This is a genomic window from Collinsella sp. LCP21S3_C7 (assembly GCF_052118485.1).
In the GTDB taxonomy this organism is placed as follows: Bacteria; Actinomycetota; Coriobacteriia; order Coriobacteriales; family Coriobacteriaceae; genus Collinsella.
In genome coordinates, this window is the sequence record NZ_JBQKHC010000020.1 from 1 (window position 1) to 19,451 (window position 19,451).

Genomic DNA, 19,451 nt, shown 5'->3' on the forward strand with positions numbered 1-19,451 from the left:
CTCGAAGAGCCCGATCGCCGCCTTCCTGGCCTCGATGTCGTGCTTCACCCTCAAGTCGACACGCATAAAAAGCCTCCCATTTCTCATGTCCAAGAAATGGGAGGCAGTTCAGTGCGCAGCGGGGGTTCTTTCATGTCCGAGGACGCGCCGGAAAGTAAGGTCGCCCTCGGGCCGAACATACAAGACAGCTTACGCGACGGTGTAAACCCAGTTGTGCTTATCCTCGACAGCACCAGACTGAATACCAGTCAAGGTCTCGCGAAGTTTCTTCATAACAGGGCCGATCTCGGTGCAGCCAGCCGGGAAGGTCACGGTCTCGTCGGCACCATAAACCTTGTTGTCAATCTCGCCGACCGGGGAGATAACAGCAGCGGTGCCGCACAGACCGCACTCGACAAAGGTGCCGGCCTTGACCTCGGCCCACTCGACGGGACGCTGATCAACGGTCATGCCCAGGTCCTGAGCGACCTGAACGAGCGAGCGACGGGTGATGGAGGGCAGGATCGAGTCGGTGTGCGACTGCGGAACGACGAGGGTGCCGTCCTCTTTCACGAACAGGACGTTGGCGCCACCGGTCTCCTCGACATAGGTGCGAGACTCGGAGTCAAGATACAGGTTCTCGGCATAGCCCTCGCGATGGGCCTCCATCGTGGGCTTAAGGGACATGGCGTAGTTCAGGCCGGCCTTGATGTTGCCGGTGCCATGCGGGGCTGCACGGTCATACTCGGAAACGCGCAGCTTAACGGGCTTAAGGCCGCCCTTAAAGTACGGACCGACCGGAGTCACGAGAATGCGGAACGTGTACTCAGGAGCAGGAGCCACGCCAATCACGTCACCAGAGCCAATCATAAACGGACGCACGTACAGGGTCGCACCGGAGCCGAAAGGCGGAACCCAGGCGGCGTTGGCAGAAACGACCTGCTTGACGGCCTCAACGAACTTGTCCTTGGGGAACGGCGGCATCTCGAGGCGCTGGGCAGAGTTATACATGCGCTCAGCGTTCATGTCGGGACGGAAGCAGACGATGCTGCCATCCTCGGCGGTGTAGGCCTTCAGGCCCTCAAAGACCTCCTGGCAGTAATGGAAGATGCCGCCGCACTCGGAGACATGCATGGTGTGGTCGGTGGTCAGGCCGCCCTCGTCCCACTCGCCATCCTTCCAATGAGCCTCGTAGCTGTAATCGGTCTTCATGTAGCCAAAGCCGAGGCTACCCCAATCGATATCCTTCTTCTCGACAGTCATATGTCGCTCCTTACATACACAGTTGCATACTCGCGAACCCGCACGCAAGGACCGAGGCCGACCGTGTCGCAACGTCGCACGCCCGGAGCGTAGAGCCGGACGGGACACGCGGGCAACATCGAAGCCGATGGCACGTCGATTCGCATGGACGAGATTGTACTCCCCGCGCGCGTCGGATAAAACGTTTTTCTTTAACTAAGTAAAGTATTTTCATTTGACCGAAGCAAAAGAGGCCCGCCACCGTAAGCGGTGACGGGCCTCTTTGACACTATTATTCGCGCCGGCTCGAGTTAGGCGTTCTATTTGCCCAGCTTAGCCTTAACCAGGCCGACTACAGTCGGGATGATCGACACGGCTACGATGCCAATGATCAGCAACTCAAAGTGCTCCTGCACAAAGGGGATGCCGCCAAAGAAGTAGCCCAGCAGTGTAAAGACCGTCGACCAGGTAATGCCGCCCAGCACGTTGTAGATGACAAAGTTGCGCCAGTGCATGCCGCCCATGCCGGCAATGAAGGGCACAAAGGTGCGGATAAACGGGAAGAAGCGGCCGAGGAAGATGGCCAGGTGACCCCACTTGTCCAAGAAGTCCTCGGACTTTTTGATACGCTCGGGCGTCATGGCCTTGACCTTGCCCGAAGCGATGATCTTTTTGCCAAAGAAGTGACCGATCATAAAGTTGCACTGGTCGCCCAGGATGGCAGCGGCCCATGCTACGGCCAGCAGGGCCACGATGTTAAAGCCACCGTTATGGGCAAAGAAGCCCGAAGCAAACAGCAGTGAATCGCCGGGAAGGAACGGGAAGAACACCACGCCTGTCTCAACGAAGATAATGAGGAACACGCAGCCGTAGGCCATAAGCGGGCCGGCGGCGATCCAGCTGGCAATCGCGGTGCGCGGGTCTTTGAGTAGCTCGGCGATAAAATTGATGAAACCCATGAAGTAAAACCTCTCAGTTGTGGGCGCGGATACGTCCAAGTTGACTAGTATACGGTTGCGGTGCCCCCTCGTGTGCAACCCCACAAAAGCATGACTCCATTACCAGCAAGTTTGCATAACTGACACCTGTCATGCAAAGCCGCCAAGATTATTCTTCCTAATCCCTAGCGAATCGCTATACTTTATTGAATCGCATTGCCATGGCGCTAAGGGAGGGCGGCCGGTGAGCTTTATCAATACCATTCGCGAGGACATCAAGACCGTCCAGGCACAGGACCCCGCCGCGCAAAACGGTCTGGTCATCTTCCTTTCCTATCCTGGCCTGCACGCCAAGTGGAACCACGTGCCCGAGCACTGGCTGTGGGAGCACGGTCATCGCTCGCTCGCCCGTGTGCTCTCGCAAATCACCCGCCACATCACCGGGGTCGAGATTCATCCCGCTGCACAGATCGGCAAGCATTTCTTTATCGACCACGCCATGGGCGTCGTCATCGGCGAAACCACCATCGTGGGCGACAACTGCGTGCTCTACCAGGGCGTCACGCTTGGCGGCACCGGCAACGAAACCGGTAAGCGCCACCCCACCCTGGGCAACAACGTCACCGTGGGCACGGGCGCCAAGGTGCTCGGCAACATTCGCATCGGCAACAACGTCAAAATCGGCGGCAACTCGGTTGTCGTCAAGGACGTGCCCGACAACTGTACCGTCGTGGGCGTACCGGGACGCATCATCAAGCGCAACGGCTGCCGCGTGTTCGAGGAGAGCTTCGACGCCAAGCAGCACCGCGAGTACATGCCTGACGATGCCGCCGAGCAGTCCGCCCTCAACCGTCAGGGCATCACCGAGAACGCCCGCCGCGTCAAAGAACTCGAGCGAGAGGTAGCCGAGCTCAAAGCCCTCGTTGCCAAACTTGTGGACGAACGCTAGACACGGACGGCCAATGACAACATTCACGCCAGCGCAAAGGCGCGCCAGGGAATCTATCCCCGGCGCGCCTTATTTCCGATGCGACAAGGGGGCCGTCCCCATGTCGCATTATGCGAACTGGCTCAGATAGAGGTCGGCGTAGGCGCCCTCGGCAGCCAGCAGCTCCTTATGCGTGCCCTGCTCGATAATGTTGCCGTGATCCATGGCCAAGATTAGGTCGGCGTCCACGATCGTCGACAGGCGATGCGCGATCACAAAACTCGTGCGCCCGCGCATAAGCGCGTCCATGGCGCGACCGATGGCGAGCTCGGTACGCGTGTCCACGCTCGACGTCGCCTCGTCCAGGATTAGAATCGCCGGGTTGTTGAGCAGCACGCGCGCAATGGTCAGCAGCTGGCGCTGCCCTTGGCTAATGCTCTCGGCATCGTTGGCCACCCGCGTGTCATAACCCTGCGGCATGGTGCGCACAAAGAAGTCGACCTGCGCGGCGCGCGCAGCCGCCACGATCTCGTCGCGCGTCGCCTCGGGACAGCCGTAAGCGATGTTTTCGGCAATCGTGCCATCGAATAGCCAGGCGTCCTGCAGCACCATGCCAAACTGCTGGCGCAGCTCGCCGCGGTCCATACAGCTCGTGTCCACGCCGTCGAGCGTAATGCGCCCGCCGTCAATCTCGTAGAAGCGCATGAGCAGGTTGATGAGCGTGGTCTTGCCCGCGCCCGTGGTTCCCACCACGGCGATCTTCTGGCCCGGCTCGGCGGTAAACGACACGTCACGCATAAGCGGCTTGTCGGGCGAATAACCAAAACGCACGTGCTCAAAGGAGACGCTGCCCTCAATGCGACCCGGCAGCCTGGCAGCCTCACCCGGCAGCGGATCGGCTTCCATCTCGGGCTCATCGAGCAGGTCGAACACGCGCTCCGCACTCGCCAGCGCGCTCTGCAGCGAGTTGAAAGTGAACGACAGCTGCGTCATGGGTTCGGACGCCCCGTAGATAAACTGGAAGAACGCCTGGAACACGCCGACGGTCATGTGGCCGGCGACCAGCATGCTGCAGCCCACCAGCGCGATCACGATCTGCGCCAAACGGCCGATAAAGCGAACCGCAGGGCCGACGGCATTGATCATAAAGTCGGCCTTGGTACTCACGCGCGCTAGCTCCCTCGAGGCCTCGTGCACCTCGGCAGAGCTCTGATGCTCGCGGTTGAATGCGCGAATCACCAAACGGCCTGAATAGCCTTCCTCGACCGCGCTCGTGATTTTGGACACCCACTCCTGACGCTCGCCCGTCACATCATGCGTACGGCGCGAAACCACCTTGGTCACCAGCAGCGATACCGCCGTAAAGCCCAAAAAGACCAACGTGAGCTTGACGCTATAGACAAACATCATGATGATGGCACCCGTCACGGTACCGATCGATACCAGCAGCTGCAGCAATCCGCGCTGCATACTCTCGGACATCTTGTCCAAGTCATTGGTAGCGCGGCTGACCACTTCGCCGGGGCGATGCGCATCAAAGTAGGCGAGCGGCAGGCGGCTGAGCTTCTGCGCGATGCGGTTGCGCAGACGCAAGTTGAGTCGCTCGGCGACGCTCGACATCAAAAAACTCTGCAGCGCATAGAACGATCCGGCGGCTGTCCAGATCAAAAAGTAGACAAAGATGGTCTTACCGCACTGATCCCAGGTGATGCTAAAGGTCGTTCCGCTGGCAAACGCCACCTGTATATGGCCCCACAGCTCGTCGATAACATGAGCGCTATATGCCGGCGCGGCGGTGTTAAAGATGACGTAGAACACAATGCTCGCGAATACAATATAGAAGCGCCAATGGTCGCCGGCGGCCTCGCTCCACAAGCGGCGCACCGTCGCCCAGGTATCCCGGGGCGTCTCGTCCTCTTCTTCGTCGTCCACGTCGCGCATACGCTCTGCCTCGGCACGGGCGCGCTCGTCCTCGGCACGCTCGTTTTCCTCGTACAGCGCCTGGCGACGAGCCTCGCGCTCGGCCGCGGCCCTGGCGGCGGCATCCTGCTCGGTCGACGCGGCAGCCGTTTCCTCGACCAGCCCCGCGGCAGCGTCGTCATCAACGCCGCCTTGCTTCTTGAGCTCCTCGGTCATGCTACTCACCTCCCTTCATCTGCGATTCCGCGATGGCGCGGTACACCTCGCAGGTTTCCATAAGTTCCTCGTGTGCGCCCAGGCCCACGACCTCGCCATCCTTGAGCACGACAATCTGGTCGGCATGCAAAATCGTCGAGATGCGCTGCGCGATGATGAGCACCGCGGCATCGCGCGTCTCGTCCTGCAGCGCATGGCGCAAGGCCGCATCGGTTTTAAAGTCCAGGGCCGAAAAACTGTCATCGAAGATATACAGATCGGCATGCTTCATGAGCGCACGGGCGATTGCCAGACGCTGGCGCTGGCCGCCCGAAAAGTTCGTACCGCCCTGGGCAACCGGAGTATCGAGCCCCTGCGGCTGATCGAGTACAAAGGTGCTCTGGGCAACCTGCAGCGCGTGAAGCATGCCCGCCTCGGTCGCGTCCTCGTTGCCAAAGCGCAGATTGCTTGCCACGGTGCCCGAAAACAGCCACGCCTTCTGCGGCACATAGGCGATGCGCCCGCGAATCTCATCTTGCGAAAGCTCGCGCAGATCGATGCCGTCCAGGCGAATGGCGCCCTTGGTGGCATCGTGGAAGCGCAGCAGAAGCTTTGCCACCGTCGACTTGCCCGAGCCCGTCGAGCCCACAATCGCGGTCGTCTGACCGCGACGACAGGCAAAGCTCAGGTCGCACAGGGTGTCCTCGTCGGCATCGTCAAAGCGAAACGACATGTGGTCGAACACGGCAACAGCATCCGCATCGTCCTCGGAGGCAGGCGTCCCGTCACCCAGCGTACGCTCGCCGTCCACGATGCTCGGCTCAATCTCCAACACCTGCTGCGCACGGTTCAGGCACGCGGCAGCACGCGGAAGCGTCAGCACCACCATCTGGGCCATCATCACAAAGAACAGGATCAGAATTGCATACTCCAGCACCGCCGAGATGCTCGCGATCTGCATGGCGTGGGCGCCCACCCGGTTACCGCCCACCCACAGCACCGCCACCTCGGCGATGTTCATCAAAAAGAAGCTGGAGCTGTCAAGGCCCACAAACAGGTGGTTGACCTTTATGGCGTTGGCGGCGTAGTCGCTAAACACCTCGTCCAGGCGCCGCTCCTCGTGATGCTCTTTATTAAAAGCACGAATAACGCGCACGCCCACAATATTCTCGCGCAGCACCACGTTCATGCGGTCGATAAAACCCTGCAATCGCATAAAAATCGGCGCCGCATTGGCAACCGTAAAGACCGCCGCAACCAGCACGATCGCAACCACGACGCCCAGAAGCATGCCCATGGCCGGATCGATGAGCCAAGCGAAGATGATGCCCGCCACCGCCAGGAACGGCACCGGCAGCACCAGCTGAATCGTCTGAAGGACAGCCTGTTGAATCACGTTGATGTCGTTGAGTGAGCGCGTGATCATCGATCCGGTGCCAAAGCGCTCAAAATCGCTGGCAGACAGCTCGAGTGATTTGTCGTAGACGGCATTGCGGATGTCGCAGGCCACGTTAGCCGCCAGACGCGCCGAAAGATAGCAGCCCAGCACCGTGCCGCCGCTAGCCATGCTCGTCGCGATAAACATGTATAGGCCGTTGCATAAGATGTAGTCGACATCGCCCGTGGTAATACCGGTGTTGACCATGTTCGCCAGCATCGTGGGAACCAACAGCGTACCGACGTTATCCACCAGCAGCGCCAGCAGCGTCACTGCGACAAGCCCTCGATAGGGCTTCAAAAACCTCATTAACAGTCGCACGACTCACCCTCACCTTGATTCTCGGCAGCGATATGCTGCTTAAAGACATCGCACTCATCGCCGAGCGCATGGGAAAATTTTTCGATGAGGCGCATGATTTCGCGCTGTTCCCAGGGCTCGAGCACTTCGAAAGCCTGTTGCTCGGCTTCTTGCGCCGGCAGCGCATATTGCTCGGCAAACCGCATGCCCGCTTCGGTCAAACGCACAACCTTGTTCTTACGGCTGCCTTCGGCAAACTCCAACGTTGCGAAGCCCCGCGCCGTCAAGGTTTTAATTGCCGAGTTGATGGTCTGCTTGCTGTAGAACCATTCGCTTGTCAGACGGCTTACGGCAATACTGCCGCCCGCCGTGCTGGTATCGACGAGCATCCAGTAAGCGCAGTCCGAAAGGCCGCAGGCGCGCGAGAACTCCGAATAGATATGGTCGAGTCCATTGAGCAACCGGTCGAAGTCGACCGGCGTAACCGCACTATTCATCTATCCCACCATTCGATTGTCCGATTTTTGACCAATTTTGTATCTCTAGATTAGTCCGAGTTTTGACTATCGTCAACAGGTTCTCCGCACATGCTTGCACTTTTATGGCCTATCGGCAGAAAAAGACCGCCGGCGCGGGGGCGGCGCCAGCGGTCACGTGAAAATCGGGTTTTATTGCCTGTTAAGCGGTAACAGCCTCGTAGACCGTAGCGCCCGAGAAGCTATCGTGCAGGCTTTTGCCGCAGATCCAAGGCAGCTCGACGACCTCGCAGACCGTGTTGACCAGCTCGGAGCAGTCAGTAAAGTGGCCCTTGTCGTTGAGGGCCTCGCAATCCTGAACACGCCAATAGCCATCGGTGTGCGTGATGTAGTACTCGTGATCGTCAATCGTCACAAAAGCGCGCGTCTTGGAACGCAGCAGCTTCAGAAATCCTTCGAAATCGGTCTCGACGACATCTCCAGCCTGGAACATGATAGTTACCTCCTGGCCCAGCGCACCACGGCGCGTTGATAAACGTTGGTACTCCTTTAGTAAAACCTTTATCAGAGGTTATGCGTTCGTCATTTAGGCAAGTGGTAAAAACCGCAGGGCAGACGGGATAAAACGTTTAACCATCCCATTGGTTTGTCACATTTTGAAGGTACTTTTATGCAAACCTACTTTCCCAATTGGAATCTATCCATTTGCCGGGCAATTGACCGTCTATCGTTGAGCCCGACGGGTATGAACAGGGCATCTGCAACGCCACCGCAAGGAGACACCATGGAGACTATCGAAGCGCTCATTCACCGCCGCAGCTGCCGCAAATACAGCGATCGTCCCGTCGAGGCCGAAAAGCTTGCACGTATTATCGAAGCCGGCCAATATGCACCGAGCGGCATGGGCCGCCAGCCGGTGACGTTTGTCGCCGTCACCGACCCCGCGACCGTCGAGCGTCTCTCACAGCTCAACGCCCAGGTCATGGGCAGCAACAGCGACCCCTTCTATGGCGCCAAGACCGTTGTGGTGGTGCTGGTTGACCGCAGCGTGCCCACACATCTGGAAGACGGCTCGCTCGCCATGGGTAACTTACTCAACGCCGCCTATGCACTGGGTGTCGATTCGTGCTGGATTCATCGCGCGCATGAGGTCTTTGACTCGCCCGAGGGCCTGGAACTGCTGGCCAGCTGGGGCCTGCCCGCCGACGGCAGCCTGCGCGGTGTCGGTAACTGCATTCTGGGCTATGCCGAGGACACGCTACCCGAGGCAAAGCCGCGCCGCGACAACGTGGTGTACGTTAGGTAATTAGTTCCGCCGTTCTACCGAACGGCGGACCTGCTGACGCTGCGCGAGCCGTATTCACGCCAATCTGACGTTCGATTTCGAGGGCGCGACCAGAAGGTCAGCGCCCTCTCATTTCACGTCACCTTGGCGCAAATGCGGCCCGCTCGCTGTTGGCGACTGACATCGAATGAGCTGCTGCTGGCATTCGACACTTGGGCAGCTAAAAGGCCCCGTCCCAAATTTGCTACCCCACTAGCAACTTATCTTGCCGATGGATTTGTCGTCGTTTCATTCGTTCGAGTCGCTTTGGCGCCATCGCCCTGTTCGCCTTCATCCTTTTGCGCGTCGGCGATGGTGGAGGCCGCCGCAACGATACCGCGCTGGGGCGCGACGCCCGTCTGGTCTTGTGCACCCTCAACAAGCTCCGTGCCAACATGTGCAAGTTCGGGCGATTTGAACATCGCGTCCAGGCTCGCACCGCCGCCGGCGTAGCCAAGCGCAGCGAGTGCGATGACAATCACTGCAACGACGACCGCAATCGGAACATAACGATGCCAACCAGCCGGATTGAGCCCGCTGCGGCGAGCCGCCCCGCGGCTAATGTAGCCAAGTGTGCCATCGTGCCTGAGCTTTGAGCCCACCACGCGCCTTCGTCCCCACAACGAGGACTCGGCCTGCATGGCCAAGCGGGCGCTTGCCGAAGGATAGCCATATTTAGTGCGCTTGAACGAGCCATCAAACCCCGAGGCGCTTTTGCCCCACGTCCGCGAAGTCGTACGTCGGCTGACCGGCGCCGCAGTTCGTTTCGCTTGGTTCGTTTTTGAAGTCTCCGCCATACTCCCCCGCACGCCGTAACACAGTCGAAACAATACTGCTTTGGACTGTATCACACGCGCCGCGCGCGGTCACGGCACCTTGCTCAGTGGTCGTTGTCCTTCAGCAGACGCCATAAGGTCGTGCGACTTATACCGAGTACCTCTGCCGCACGCGTCCGGTTGTCGTGAAGGTGCTGCAGGACCAACCGAGCGATATCGCGCTCGGTATCGGCCAGAGGGCGTAGGATATACAAATCGCTTTCGAGCGTTGGGGCACCAAAGGTCGCGGTCTTGATAACGTCCTCCTGGGCGAGCACCTCCTCCGCCACGGCACGCTCCACCGTACCCGCCCCTACTAATATATAGAGTCGTTCAGAGACTTCGCGCAGCTGCAAGTAATTTCGCGGCCAGCGGTACGCATCGAGCGTCTTTGCCGCGGCGGCGGACAGCCATGGGACACCCGTCTCAAACATATCTGCCAGATACTCCAGATAGCGCGCAACCTTTTCCGACGCGCCGCCCTGCTCGGCAATCGCCGGCGCCACACTCACTGCACAGGCCAGACGCTCGGTTACAAAAGCAGCCTGATCGCTTTCACCGCCGCCTGGCATGTCGTTTGCCGTCAATACCACATGGCAACGAGTTGCGAGCGCCGTGTCGATCATTGCGGACACGAGCTCGCGCAGGCGTTGGGGACCAACAGCATGCCAGCCGCCCATGCAAAGTGTCAGCCCCGTTTGGAATAGCGGCGATTCGGAACTTTTGAGCAGATGGCGCCAACCGCGATCCGCAAGCTCATCGAGCGCAACGGACACAAAGGGCTGGTCGGCATAGGGTCCATCCAGGTACAGGCGTTTTGCAATCTGATCCTGTCCCGCGCCCAGCTCGCCCTCGAGCATAAGGGGCACTCCGCGCGCATAGCTCTCCCGTACGGGGGCAGCGACCGCTGCCGCGTCTTCGACGATGCCGTACGCGCTCGATTCGTAGCGGGCCTCAACTTCGTCGGCGTTGAGCCACTCGATGCCCGCATGCGCCGCGGCGGCGCGCACCTCGCGGACCACGATGACCCAAAGGCCCCCGCCCTCTTTGTCGGTGGGGCGAACGGTCAGGCTCAGGCGCGTACCCGCACGCCCCATAACCAGACGCGCGCCGTCTCCTATGCGGTCGAGACGCTCAGCGACAAAAGCCGCCACATCCCGCTCAAGCGCCGCGTCATTCATGGTCGAGATCGCGACGTCCCCACGCGCATCGATTGCCAATGCCGAGGCCCCGGCAGCAGCTAGGGCATCGGTCAAGATGTTCAGCTTGGCATCGCTATCCATGATTTGCCCCTGTCCGCAGCGACGTGCAACCGCCGACGGTCGCACGACCGAGTGTTTCAAAATTGAACGATATTGCTCACCAAACACTATAGGGCAGAAAGCGCCGTCCTGCGAGTATAGGTGTTGCCCCGCATCGCCATCCTGGCGGGGCGATAAGAGCTCTTCGGGATCTATTAACCTGCGGACAAGCCATACCCGCAAGAGCTCCTATCGCTCCACCGCGAGGATGCGGCCACCGGCAACCAGCACGTAAATGGGCTACTTCTCTACCAGATTCCCAGCACGTGCTGCATTCCCAAACCCATGCACGCAATGCCAATCCAGCAGCAAAAGCCCAATGCGATGGGCTTGCCGCCTTTTTTGACCAGCTCGACGATATCGGTATTAAAGCCAATAGCCGCCATGGCCATCACGATAAAGAACTTCGACAGCTCCTTGATGGGCGCCGTAACGGATGCGGGAAGCTGAAACACTGTGGTGACCACACTCGCCAGCACAAAGAACAGCACAAACATGGGAAACGCGCGCTTAAGGGAGAACGTGCTTTTGGCATCGCCGCCGGCCTTGCGCGCCAGATGCATCTGCCAGCATGCGAGGACCAACGTGATGGGAATAATAGCCAGCGTCCTGGTGAGCTTGACTACCGTAGCGCTCTCGAGCACATTGGCGCCGGGATGCATACTGTCCCAGGCGCTCGCCGCAGCCGTTACAGACGAGGTGTCGTTGATAGCGGTACCGGCAAACAGGCCAAAGCCCTCGTTGGTCAGCCCAAGCGCGCCTCCAAGCGTTGGAAACACGAGTGCCGCGATAACGTTAAACAGGAAGATGACCGAAATAGCCTGGGCAATCTCGCGATCGTCGGCATCGATGACGGGCGCGGTCGCGGCGATGGCGGAACCGCCGCAAATCGACGAACCCACACCCACAAGCGTCGCGATCTTGCCCGGCACGTTCATAACGCGGCAGAGCACAAAGGCGATGACGAGCGAGGTCAAGATCGTAGCCACGATAATCGGTAACGACTGGGCGCCTTTGGACAGAATCTGCGAGAGGTTCATGCCAAAGCCAAGCAGGATAACCGCGTACTGTAAGACTTTTTTAGACGTATAGGTGACGCCGGCGGCGAGCTGTTCGCGACGATTCTTGGGAAAGACAAGCGCCAGAACCATGCCAAAGAGGATGGCAAATACCGGCCCACCGACCACCTCAATCTGTTTGCCGAGCAACGACGCAGGGATGGCGATGATCAGGCAGAACAAGACACCCTTCCAGCGCTCGCGTACGATATTTACCAGTTGCATATGGGATTCCTTCTTTCTATTTCACGTTTGCGACGGCTTATGATACGGCAACATCGAGCACAGTCATGCGCAAAAACAGACTAAGATGCCGCAATAGTTCTCGGGCAACAACCGAATTACCCAGCGCGGAGAGCTGATTCGCGGCATAATTAACAACTGACATATGAGTGTGATAGAACAGTTGCGAGGCACTATGGAAGAATCGATGCACGTCGGCGAGCAGGAAACGAGCCTACAGGACCAGTCCTACCACACCATTCGACGCAAAATAGTCTACCTGGACTACAAGCCGGGCGAAAAGTTGGGCGTCAAGCAGCTTTGTGACGACCTAGATATGGGGCGCACCCCTGTGCGCGAGGCACTGGTGCGTCTGGCGCAAGAGGGCCTAGTGCGCACCGTGCCCCAAAGCGGCACCTATGTCTCGCCCATCAACCTCACCCTTGCCGAGAGTGCCTGCTACATTCGCGAACACCTGGAAAAGCAGGTGATTGTGGAGTGCTGCGCCCGTGCCACCTCGGTAGGCATCGAGCAGCTCGACCGAGCCATCGCGCTACAGGAAAAAGCCATGGCCGAAGAGGACCGCATCGGCTTCTTTTTAAGCGACAACCTCATGCACCGCATGATCTTTAGCATTGCGTGCCGCAGCACCGTGTGGTCGTGGCTCGAGGCGACCAATGCCGACCTGGAGCGCTTCCGCTGGCTGCGCGCCGCTACGCAGGCGCTCGACAATCAGGAGATTGTTAACGAGCACAAGCAAATCCGCCGCGCCATCGCCGGTCGCGATCCTATCGAGGCAAGCTTTTTGGTCAGCAAGCACCTGCATATGATGTTCCGCAACCAGACCGAGGTCCTGGACCAATATCCCGAGTACTTCGAGACCAGCAAGCTCCGCTAACCTGTCAAAAAGGGACAGGTTTATTTTGGCAGGTTTTACCATGGCAAATGCAACAAGGCCCGGCTCCGCCGCAACGGAGCCGGGCCTTAGTTGTTAGGACGTAGGAACTCGATTACTCTACTGTGACACTCTTGGCCAGGTTGCGGGGCTGGTCAACGTCGCAACCGCGCAGGATGGCAACCTCGCGGGCGAGCAACTGCAGCGGAACGCTCGCCGTGATGGGGCTGAATACGTCGCGGACGGCCGGCACGCGAATGACGCAGTCGGCGATCTTGTTGATTTCCTCGTCGCCCTCGGTAGCAACGACGATGACCTTGGCGCCGCGCGCCTTGCACTCCATGAGGTTCGACACCGTCTTGTCGTATGTTGCGCTCTTGGTTGCAACCGCGATAACGGGGAAACCCGGGTCGATCAGCGCGATAGGGCCGTGCTTCATCTCGCCGGCAGCATATGCCTCGGCATGCAGGTAGCTGACCTCCTTGAGCTTGAGCGCGCCCTCGTAGGAAATGGCGGCGCCCATGCCGCGACCCACGAACAGCGCAGACTGCGCGTCCTTGCAGACAAGCGCGGCCTCGTGCACGGCCTCGGTCTGCGTATCCAGAATCCACTGGATCTGCTCGGCCGTATCGGAAAGCTCGCGGAACAGCATGCGCGCCTGCTTGGTGGTCAGACGGTACTTAACCTGCGCCAGCAGCAGGGCCAAAAGCGTAAGGCTCACGACCTGACCGATGAAGCTCTTGGTCGAGGCAACTGCAATCTCCTTGTTAGCCTTGGTGTAGATAACGCCGTCGCTCTCGCGCGCCACCGGGCTGCCCAGCACGTTGGTGATGCCAAAGACCTTGGCGCCCTTGATGCGCGCATCGCGAATGGCGGCAAGGGTGTCGGCCGTCTCGCCCGACTGGGACACGGCCACGACAAGCGTCGTCGGCGTGATGATGGGGTTGCGATAGCGGAACTCGCTTGCCGCCTCGACCTCGGTAGGAATACGAGCCCAACCCTCAATAAGGTTCTTGGCGATAAGTCCGGCATGGTAGCTGGTGCCGCAGGCAATCACATACACGCGGTCGATATCGTTGAGCTCCTCGAGCGAAAGGCCCAGCTCGTCGATATCGAGCTCACCGGCGGGGGTCATGCGGCCCACCAGGGTATCACGCACGACGCGAGGCTGCTCATGGATCTCCTTAAGCATAAAGTCGGGATAACCGCCCTTTTCGGCCATATCCAGGTCCCAGTCGATATGGGTAAGCTTGGGCTCAATCACGTTGCCAGCCTCGTCGGTATACTCGACGCCTGCGGGCGTAAGCTTGGCAAACTGACCGTCTTCGAGCACCACGACATCGCGGGTGGCATCGATAAGCGCGATCACGTCGGAGGCAACGTAGGAGCCGGTTTCGCCGACACCGACCACAATCGGGGAGTCCTTGCGGGCCACGGCAATCACGCCGGGCTCATCGGCAGAAACGGCGGCCAAACCATAGGCGCCCACCACGTGGGCGCAGGCCTCGCGCACAGAAGCCATCAGGTCGTGTGTCTCGGCATAGGCCTCTTCGATCAAGTGCGCAAAGACCTCGGTGTCGGTCTCGCTCTTAAAGTGATGGCCGCGGCCCTCCAGCTCCTCACGCAGCTCGGCGAAGTTCTCGATGATGCCGTTGTGGACGATGGCGATGCGACCGTCGCAGCTGGTGTGGGGATGGGCGTTGACAACGGAGGGCTTGCCGTGGGTAGCCCAGCGGGTGTGGCCGATGCCGCAGGTGGCGTCGCTGTCGACATTGGTAAGTTCGCTCTCCAGGCCCGCGACCTTGCCCACGCGGCGAATGACGTCGAGGTGAGCCGCCGTGCCCTCGCCCACCTCGAGTGCGACGCCCGAGGAGTCATAGCCGCGATATTCCATACGCTTAAGGCCCGTGACAAGGATGTTCTTTGCAATATCAGAGCCGGTGTAGCCGACAATTCCGCACATAGGATAAATCCCTTCGCTCGCGTGACTGCAAAACGTCCACGCACAAGGGGCGCTGAGACGTATAACGTTCGAGTATTGTACTCACGCGAGCGCAAGCTGATATACCAGAAGTGGTATCTCAACTTAGATACCACCTGATGCACACACGTTCAGCCGGTCCAAACCACCACAAAGGTGCCTGTCCCCTTCGTGGTGGTCGCGTTGGCAATAGCGTTTCCCCAGATAAAACCTGCCAAAATAAACCTGTCCCTAATTGGCAGGTTTTGACACCCTAGGGACGGGCGATGCTACAATCTAGCTTGTACTTGAAACGCATCAAAGGGGCCGCTATGGCAAAGGTAAAAATCAGCGACGTCGCACGCGAGGCAGGGGTCTCGCTGGGCACGGTATCCAACGCGCTCAACCATCCCGAAAAGCTGCGCCCCGAGACCCTCAAAATCATCAACGAGACCATCAATCGCCTTGGCTACCTGCCCAACCAAAGCGCCCGCCAGCTCGCAGGAGGCACCACCAAGTCCTTTGGCCTGGTCCTCCCCCGTCTCGACCACGGCTTCTCGCTCCAAATTGCCAGCGGTGCCCATAACGAGGCCCGCAAGCACGGTTACGACCTGCTTATCGCCAACGCCGATAACGACGATATTCTCGAAGACCATTACCTGCGCTACTTTATGGGCACGCAGATGTCCGGCGTCATGGTTCAGCCCATGGCATCCCCCGATTGGCACCCCGCCATTACCAAGATGCCCGTGCCGATTGTCCATCTGGACATCCACTGTTCCGAGCCCGGTTACTACGTGGCCGCCGACAACGAGGCACAGGGGCGCATTATCGCCGAGCTCGCCATTGCCCGCGGCGCACGCCATATCACCGTTGTGGGCAGAGCGGCATTTATGCAGCTCACCCTGCGCGTGCTTGGCATTCACAAGACCCTCGCCCTTCATCCCGATATCAAAATTGAGGTCATTGACGCCGGAGAATGGAATACCGCTGCCGACGGTTACGGCATCGGCGCCCAGATTGCCGAGCGCTCTGCTGACGAGCGTCCGGATTTTGTCATCGGCCTAACCGACGTATTGGCCTCGGGTGTTATCTCGGCGTTGATCGACAAAGGCATCTCCGTCCCCAAGCAAGTTCGCGTGGCCGGCTGCGACGGCAACCCGCTTGCATGGAGCGGGTCGGTCCCTCTCACCACAGTGGCACCGCCGGGTTACGAAATTGGCCGCAAGGGCGTGCAGCTGCTCGTGGAGCAAATCGAGAACAAGGCGCCGACAAAAACCAAACGCGTCCGTATCGGCTCCGCCGCACGCACCGTCACCGAGGTCACAGCCGCCGAGGACATCAACCGTCAGGAACTCGTGCGGCCGTTCCTCTTAGAGCGCGCCAGCACCCAGGCAAGCAGCCAAGCCGAAGCCACCGCCATCAACCTGGGCGCGTATCTATAGCACGTCGACCAGTATGCCAAAACGCAGCTTAAGCAAAAGAGGCCCGGCCATTGCCGGACCCCTTATGCTTAAGCGTAAATGTGGGCAATTGCCCGTTTCAACGCCGCAGCTGTCTAGCGCACGGCCTTGACCGCCGCCGTAAGGTCGAACAGCGTATCGAGCACGGCCACGCAGCCATCCACCACATTCTGCGGCAGCGGCACGATGTCGGGGACGGCAAAGACATGGCAGCCGGCCGTGATGCCAGAGACGCAGCCGTTGCGCGAATCCTCGACCACAGCGCATTCCTCGGGAGCAAAGCCCGCGCGCTCGCAAGCGAGCAGATACATCTCGGGGTCGGGCTTGCCGTGCACGACGTCCTCGCCGCAGGTCACCGTCTCAAACTTGTCAAAAAGACCGACCATCTTAAGGTTGCGCTCGGCCGTAGCGAGGCGCGACGACGTCGCTAGACCCACGTGATAGCCCGCAGCCAGCAGCTCGCCTATGCACTCGGCGGCGCCGGCCTTAAGCTCCAAATCGGTCTTGACCATCTCGTCGCGAATCTCCTTGTGGCGAACATAGATCGCCTCGGTGGTTTCATGGCTGCCGTAATGCTTATCAAGGATGTCCATGACATCGGGCAGTGTGCGGCCGATAAACTGATGGATCAGCGCATCATCAATCGCGACCCCCAGCTCGGCAGCGCCCGCCTTCCATGCCTTGATGCCCAAACGCTCGGTATCGACCAGCGTTCCGTCCATGTCAAAAATTACAGTCTTGATCATATCGGTCCCCTCACCGGATTGCATTACGGCCACTCTAGCTTACTTTACAAACTTGTATATAACGTATGTAGCATATTGCACTATCGTTACATAGGCAGAAGTCATATGACGAGCAGTCCGATAGGATTATAGTTTTCGACCGAGTACTCAATGGTAAGGATTGTTTTATGCTTTCAGACACTACCGCACCTGCAAAGGAGCTTCAGGACAAACTCGCAGCGCTCGAGCAGCTGCTATTGGCATACGGACGCGTCGCCATCGGCTTTTCCGGTGGCGTCGACAGCAGCTTTTTGGCCGCGGTCTGCGCCCGCATCATGCCTGCCAGCACGCTTCTCGTTCACCTCACCACGCCGCTCATCGGCACGCCCGAACAAACCTCGTTTGAGCGATCCGTTGACAGGCAAACCAATGAGGGACCGCATTTTAAGCTCCCCGTGCTCAATCTTTCGGTCGATCAGCTGCAGCTCCCCCAAGTAGCCTGCAACGACGCCAACCGTTGCTACCACTGCAAGCACGCCGGCTTTACCGCCATCGTCAACCACGCTAAGTCGCTCGGCTTTCCCATCGTCATCGATGGCAGCAATGCAAGCGATCGCGGTGATTACCGTCCCGGCATGCGCGCTGCCAAAGAACTCGGCGTACGCTCCCCTCTTATGGAGGTCGGCTTTACCAAGGACGAAGAGCGCGAGCTGTTGCGCGCATGGGGCTATCCCGTTTGGAGCCTGCCGGCGGGAGCCTGTCTTGCCACGCGCGTCCCCACAGGCGAGGAGCTTACGCACGAGAAGGTCGATTTAATCCGCGCCTGCGAGGACTACCTGCACGATCTTGGTCTGGCGCAGGTACGCGCGCGCTTGGTCGGCGGCTGCATGCATATCGAAGCCGTTCCCGCAGATGTCGCCAAGATTGCCGCCCTCGGCGGTGCTACCGTCAATGCCGAGGGCAAGACCCCGCTGCCCGCCGCCATCGAGTCCGCGCTGCGCGAGCTGGGCTGCGGCCACATCTCCCCCGAGGTCACCCCCTACATCCACGGCAACATGAATCAGTAACCTGCCAAAAAGGGACAGGTTTATTTTGGCAGGTTTTATCTGGGGAAACGCGAAGGGTGCCACGCCAAATCACCGTTGCGGACAGGGCGGCATTCATGCAGCTCGCCCTGCGCATACTTGGCATCCACAAGGCCCTCGCCCTGTATCCCGATATCAAAATTGAGATCATTGACGCCGGAGAGCGGAATGCCGCAGCCGACGGCCACGGCATCGGCGCCCAGATCGCCGAGCGCGCCGGCACCCAGGCAAGCGGCCACTCCGAAGCCACCGTCATCGATCTCGGCGCATACCTTTAGCGCACGGCCTTGACCGCCGCCGTCAGGTCGAACAGCGTATCGAGCACGGCCTCGCAGCCATCCACCACATTCTGCGGCAGCGGCACAATGTCGGGGACGGCAAAGACATGGCAGCCGGCCGTAATACCCGAGACGCAGCCGTTGCGCGAATCCTCGACCACAGCGCATTCCTCGGGGGCAAAGCCCGCGCGCTCGCAGGCAAGCAGATACATCTCGGGGTCGGGCTTGCCGTGCACGACGTCCTCGCCGCAGGTCACCGTCTCAAACTTGTCAAAGAGGCCGACCGTCTTAAGATTGCGCTCGGCCGCGACGCGGCGTGACGACGTCGCAAGGCCCACGTGATAGCCCGCAGCCAGCAGCTCGTCGAGGCACTCGGCGGCGCCGGCCTTAAGCTCCAGGTCGGTCTTGGCCATCTCGCTGTGTAGCTCAATGTTGCGGGCAAAAATCGCGTCGGCGGTTTCGCCCTTGCCGTAATGCGCCTCAAGGATGTCCTTAACATCGGCATTCGAACGGCCGATAAACTGATGGATTAACGCATCATCAATCGCGATCCCCAGCTCGGCCGCGCCCACCTTCCATGCCCTCATGTCCAAACGCTCGGTATCGATCAGCGTTCCATCCATGTCAAAAATAACAGCCTTGATCATATCGACCCCTTCATCGGCTTGCGTTACCGCAAATCTGCTGCGAGTTACAAGCTTGTATATAACGTATATATCATATTGTACCTTTGTTACATAGACAGGAGCTTTATGACGCAGCCTGCCAAAAAGGGACAGGTTTATTTTGGCAGGTTTTATCTGGGGAAACGCCGAATAGCCCCACATTCACAACCGCCGCAGCTCCATATGAGGCAAATGAATCCGTAGCGTTTGTCCCAAATCTTAAGTATTTGTTCGATAGAACGGC

18 protein-coding genes are annotated in these 19,451 nt (G+C 59.4%); 6 read left to right on the plus strand and 12 right to left on the minus strand.

Features of this window, described 5'->3' with window-relative positions; all coding sequences use genetic code 11:
* Positions 1-189: 189 nt before the first annotated feature.
* Together ACTQ1E_RS07410 and ACTQ1E_RS07415 are read right to left on the minus strand one after the other, a co-directional pair.
* On the minus strand, positions 190-1,242 hold the full coding sequence (locus ACTQ1E_RS07410) for a branched-chain amino acid aminotransferase (RefSeq protein WP_427728837.1): 1,053 nt from the start codon (positions 1,240-1,242) through the stop codon (positions 190-192).
* 299 nt (positions 1,243-1,541) lie between these two features.
* Complete coding sequence (locus ACTQ1E_RS07415; protein WP_427795287.1) at positions 1,542-2,180, minus strand: VTT domain-containing protein; 639 nt, start codon at positions 2,178-2,180, stop codon at positions 1,542-1,544.
* 223 nt (positions 2,181-2,403) lie between these two features.
* Here ACTQ1E_RS07415 and cysE point away from each other — a divergent pair, with 223 nt between their 5' ends.
* Positions 2,404-3,108, plus strand: a complete 705-nt coding sequence (gene cysE, locus ACTQ1E_RS07420) for a serine O-acetyltransferase (RefSeq protein WP_035138740.1) — start codon at positions 2,404-2,406, stop codon at positions 3,106-3,108.
* A 108-nt stretch (positions 3,109-3,216) separates the two neighbouring features.
* On the opposite strand, the gene ACTQ1E_RS07425 is transcribed toward cysE, so the two are convergent.
* The 4 genes from ACTQ1E_RS07425 to ACTQ1E_RS07440 form a co-directional block, all read right to left on the minus strand.
* Complete coding sequence (locus ACTQ1E_RS07425; RefSeq protein ID WP_441565610.1) at positions 3,217-5,223, minus strand: ABC transporter ATP-binding protein; 2,007 nt, start codon at positions 5,221-5,223, stop codon at positions 3,217-3,219.
* A gap of 1 nt (position 5,224) precedes the next feature.
* Positions 5,225-6,949: an ABC transporter ATP-binding protein gene (locus ACTQ1E_RS07430; RefSeq protein WP_441565612.1), complete on the minus strand. Its 1,725-nt coding sequence runs from the start codon at positions 6,947-6,949 to the stop codon at positions 5,225-5,227.
* Complete coding sequence (locus ACTQ1E_RS07435; protein ID WP_441054518.1) at positions 6,949-7,437, minus strand: MarR family winged helix-turn-helix transcriptional regulator; 489 nt, start codon at positions 7,435-7,437, stop codon at positions 6,949-6,951. The genes ACTQ1E_RS07430 and ACTQ1E_RS07435 overlap by 1 nt, the downstream gene beginning before the upstream one ends.
* 181 nt (positions 7,438-7,618) lie before the next feature.
* Complete coding sequence (locus ACTQ1E_RS07440; RefSeq protein WP_441555005.1) at positions 7,619-7,909, minus strand: CDP-alcohol phosphatidyltransferase; 291 nt, start codon at positions 7,907-7,909, stop codon at positions 7,619-7,621.
* A 291-nt stretch (positions 7,910-8,200) separates the two neighbouring features.
* Here ACTQ1E_RS07440 and ACTQ1E_RS07445 point away from each other — a divergent pair, with 291 nt between their 5' ends.
* Positions 8,201-8,722: a nitroreductase family protein gene (locus ACTQ1E_RS07445; protein WP_441016630.1), complete on the plus strand. Its 522-nt coding sequence runs from the start codon at positions 8,201-8,203 to the stop codon at positions 8,720-8,722.
* Positions 8,723-8,961: 239 nt separating this feature from the next.
* Here the strand turns inward: ACTQ1E_RS07445 and ACTQ1E_RS07450 are convergent, their stop codons facing one another.
* The 3 genes from ACTQ1E_RS07450 to ACTQ1E_RS07460 form a co-directional block, all read right to left on the minus strand.
* On the minus strand, positions 8,962-9,342 hold the full coding sequence (locus tag ACTQ1E_RS07450; RefSeq protein WP_441565614.1) for a hypothetical protein: 381 nt from the start codon (positions 9,340-9,342) through the stop codon (positions 8,962-8,964).
* 278 nt (positions 9,343-9,620) lie between these two features.
* On the minus strand, positions 9,621-10,838 hold the full coding sequence (locus ACTQ1E_RS07455) for a helix-turn-helix domain-containing protein (RefSeq protein ID WP_441565616.1): 1,218 nt from the start codon (positions 10,836-10,838) through the stop codon (positions 9,621-9,623).
* A gap of 266 nt (positions 10,839-11,104) precedes the next feature.
* On the minus strand, positions 11,105-12,139 hold the full coding sequence (locus tag ACTQ1E_RS07460) for a YeiH family protein (RefSeq protein ID WP_441565618.1): 1,035 nt from the start codon (positions 12,137-12,139) through the stop codon (positions 11,105-11,107).
* A 193-nt stretch (positions 12,140-12,332) separates the two neighbouring features.
* On the opposite strand from ACTQ1E_RS07460, the gene ACTQ1E_RS07465 reads away from it, so the two are divergent.
* Positions 12,333-13,034, plus strand: coding sequence for a GntR family transcriptional regulator (locus ACTQ1E_RS07465; RefSeq protein WP_427719781.1), 702 nt, complete (start codon positions 12,333-12,335; stop codon positions 13,032-13,034).
* A 112-nt stretch (positions 13,035-13,146) separates the two neighbouring features.
* Here the strand turns inward: ACTQ1E_RS07465 and glmS are convergent, their stop codons facing one another.
* Positions 13,147-14,994 (minus strand): glutamine--fructose-6-phosphate transaminase (isomerizing), encoded by a 1,848-nt coding sequence (gene glmS, locus ACTQ1E_RS07470; protein WP_441565620.1) that lies wholly within the window; start codon positions 14,992-14,994, stop codon positions 13,147-13,149.
* 329 nt (positions 14,995-15,323) lie between these two features.
* Here glmS and ACTQ1E_RS07475 point away from each other — a divergent pair, with 329 nt between their 5' ends.
* Positions 15,324-16,436 (plus strand): LacI family DNA-binding transcriptional regulator, encoded by a 1,113-nt coding sequence (locus tag ACTQ1E_RS07475; RefSeq protein ID WP_441565622.1) that lies wholly within the window; start codon positions 15,324-15,326, stop codon positions 16,434-16,436.
* A gap of 113 nt (positions 16,437-16,549) precedes the next feature.
* Here the strand turns inward: ACTQ1E_RS07475 and ACTQ1E_RS07480 are convergent, their stop codons facing one another.
* Complete coding sequence (locus tag ACTQ1E_RS07480) at positions 16,550-17,200, minus strand: HAD family hydrolase (protein WP_441565624.1); 651 nt, start codon at positions 17,198-17,200, stop codon at positions 16,550-16,552.
* 167 nt (positions 17,201-17,367) lie between these two features.
* On the opposite strand from ACTQ1E_RS07480, the gene ACTQ1E_RS07485 reads away from it, so the two are divergent.
* Complete coding sequence (locus tag ACTQ1E_RS07485; RefSeq protein WP_441565626.1) at positions 17,368-18,246, plus strand: hypothetical protein; 879 nt, start codon at positions 17,368-17,370, stop codon at positions 18,244-18,246.
* Positions 18,247-18,302: 56 nt separating this feature from the next.
* Complete coding sequence (locus ACTQ1E_RS07490; RefSeq protein ID WP_427795281.1) at positions 18,303-18,542, plus strand: hypothetical protein; 240 nt, start codon at positions 18,303-18,305, stop codon at positions 18,540-18,542.
* Here the strand turns inward: ACTQ1E_RS07490 and ACTQ1E_RS07495 are convergent.
* Positions 18,539-19,189: an HAD family hydrolase gene (locus tag ACTQ1E_RS07495; RefSeq protein ID WP_427795280.1), complete on the minus strand. Its 651-nt coding sequence runs from the start codon at positions 19,187-19,189 to the stop codon at positions 18,539-18,541. The two genes, ACTQ1E_RS07490 and ACTQ1E_RS07495, sit on opposite strands and share 4 nt — an antisense overlap.
* Positions 19,190-19,451 lie beyond the last annotated feature (262 nt).

Bases quoted from the DNA above. Each gene is read 5' to 3' on its own strand.
- ACTQ1E_RS07410 (WP_427728837.1), bottom strand. From the start codon at position 1,242: ATGACTGTCGAGAAGAAGGATATCGATTGGGGTAGCCTCGGCTTTGGC.
- ACTQ1E_RS07415 (WP_427795287.1), bottom strand. From the start codon at position 2,180: ATGGGTTTCATCAATTTTATCGCCGAGCTACTCAAAGACCCGCGCACC.
- ACTQ1E_RS07425 (WP_441565610.1), bottom strand. From the start codon at position 5,223: ATGACCGAGGAGCTCAAGAAGCAAGGCGGCGTTGATGACGACGCTGCC.
- ACTQ1E_RS07430 (WP_441565612.1), bottom strand. From the start codon at position 6,949: ATGAGGTTTTTGAAGCCCTATCGAGGGCTTGTCGCAGTGACGCTGCTG.
- ACTQ1E_RS07435 (WP_441054518.1), bottom strand. From the start codon at position 7,437: ATGAATAGTGCGGTTACGCCGGTCGACTTCGACCGGTTGCTCAATGGA.
- ACTQ1E_RS07440 (WP_441555005.1), bottom strand. From the start codon at position 7,909: ATGTTCCAGGCTGGAGATGTCGTCGAGACCGATTTCGAAGGATTTCTG.
- ACTQ1E_RS07445 (WP_441016630.1), top strand. From the start codon at position 8,201: ATGGAGACTATCGAAGCGCTCATTCACCGCCGCAGCTGCCGCAAATAC.
- ACTQ1E_RS07455 (WP_441565616.1), bottom strand. From the start codon at position 10,838: ATGGATAGCGATGCCAAGCTGAACATCTTGACCGATGCCCTAGCTGCT.
- ACTQ1E_RS07460 (WP_441565618.1), bottom strand. From the start codon at position 12,139: ATGCAACTGGTAAATATCGTACGCGAGCGCTGGAAGGGTGTCTTGTTC.
- ACTQ1E_RS07465 (WP_427719781.1), top strand. From the start codon at position 12,333: ATGGAAGAATCGATGCACGTCGGCGAGCAGGAAACGAGCCTACAGGAC.
- glmS (WP_441565620.1), bottom strand. From the start codon at position 14,994: ATGTGCGGAATTGTCGGCTACACCGGCTCTGATATTGCAAAGAACATC.
- ACTQ1E_RS07475 (WP_441565622.1), top strand. From the start codon at position 15,324: ATGGCAAAGGTAAAAATCAGCGACGTCGCACGCGAGGCAGGGGTCTCG.
- ACTQ1E_RS07480 (WP_441565624.1), bottom strand. From the start codon at position 17,200: ATGATCAAGACTGTAATTTTTGACATGGACGGAACGCTGGTCGATACC.
- ACTQ1E_RS07485 (WP_441565626.1), top strand. From the start codon at position 17,368: ATGCTTTCAGACACTACCGCACCTGCAAAGGAGCTTCAGGACAAACTC.
- ACTQ1E_RS07495 (WP_427795280.1), bottom strand. From the start codon at position 19,189: ATGATCAAGGCTGTTATTTTTGACATGGATGGAACGCTGATCGATACC.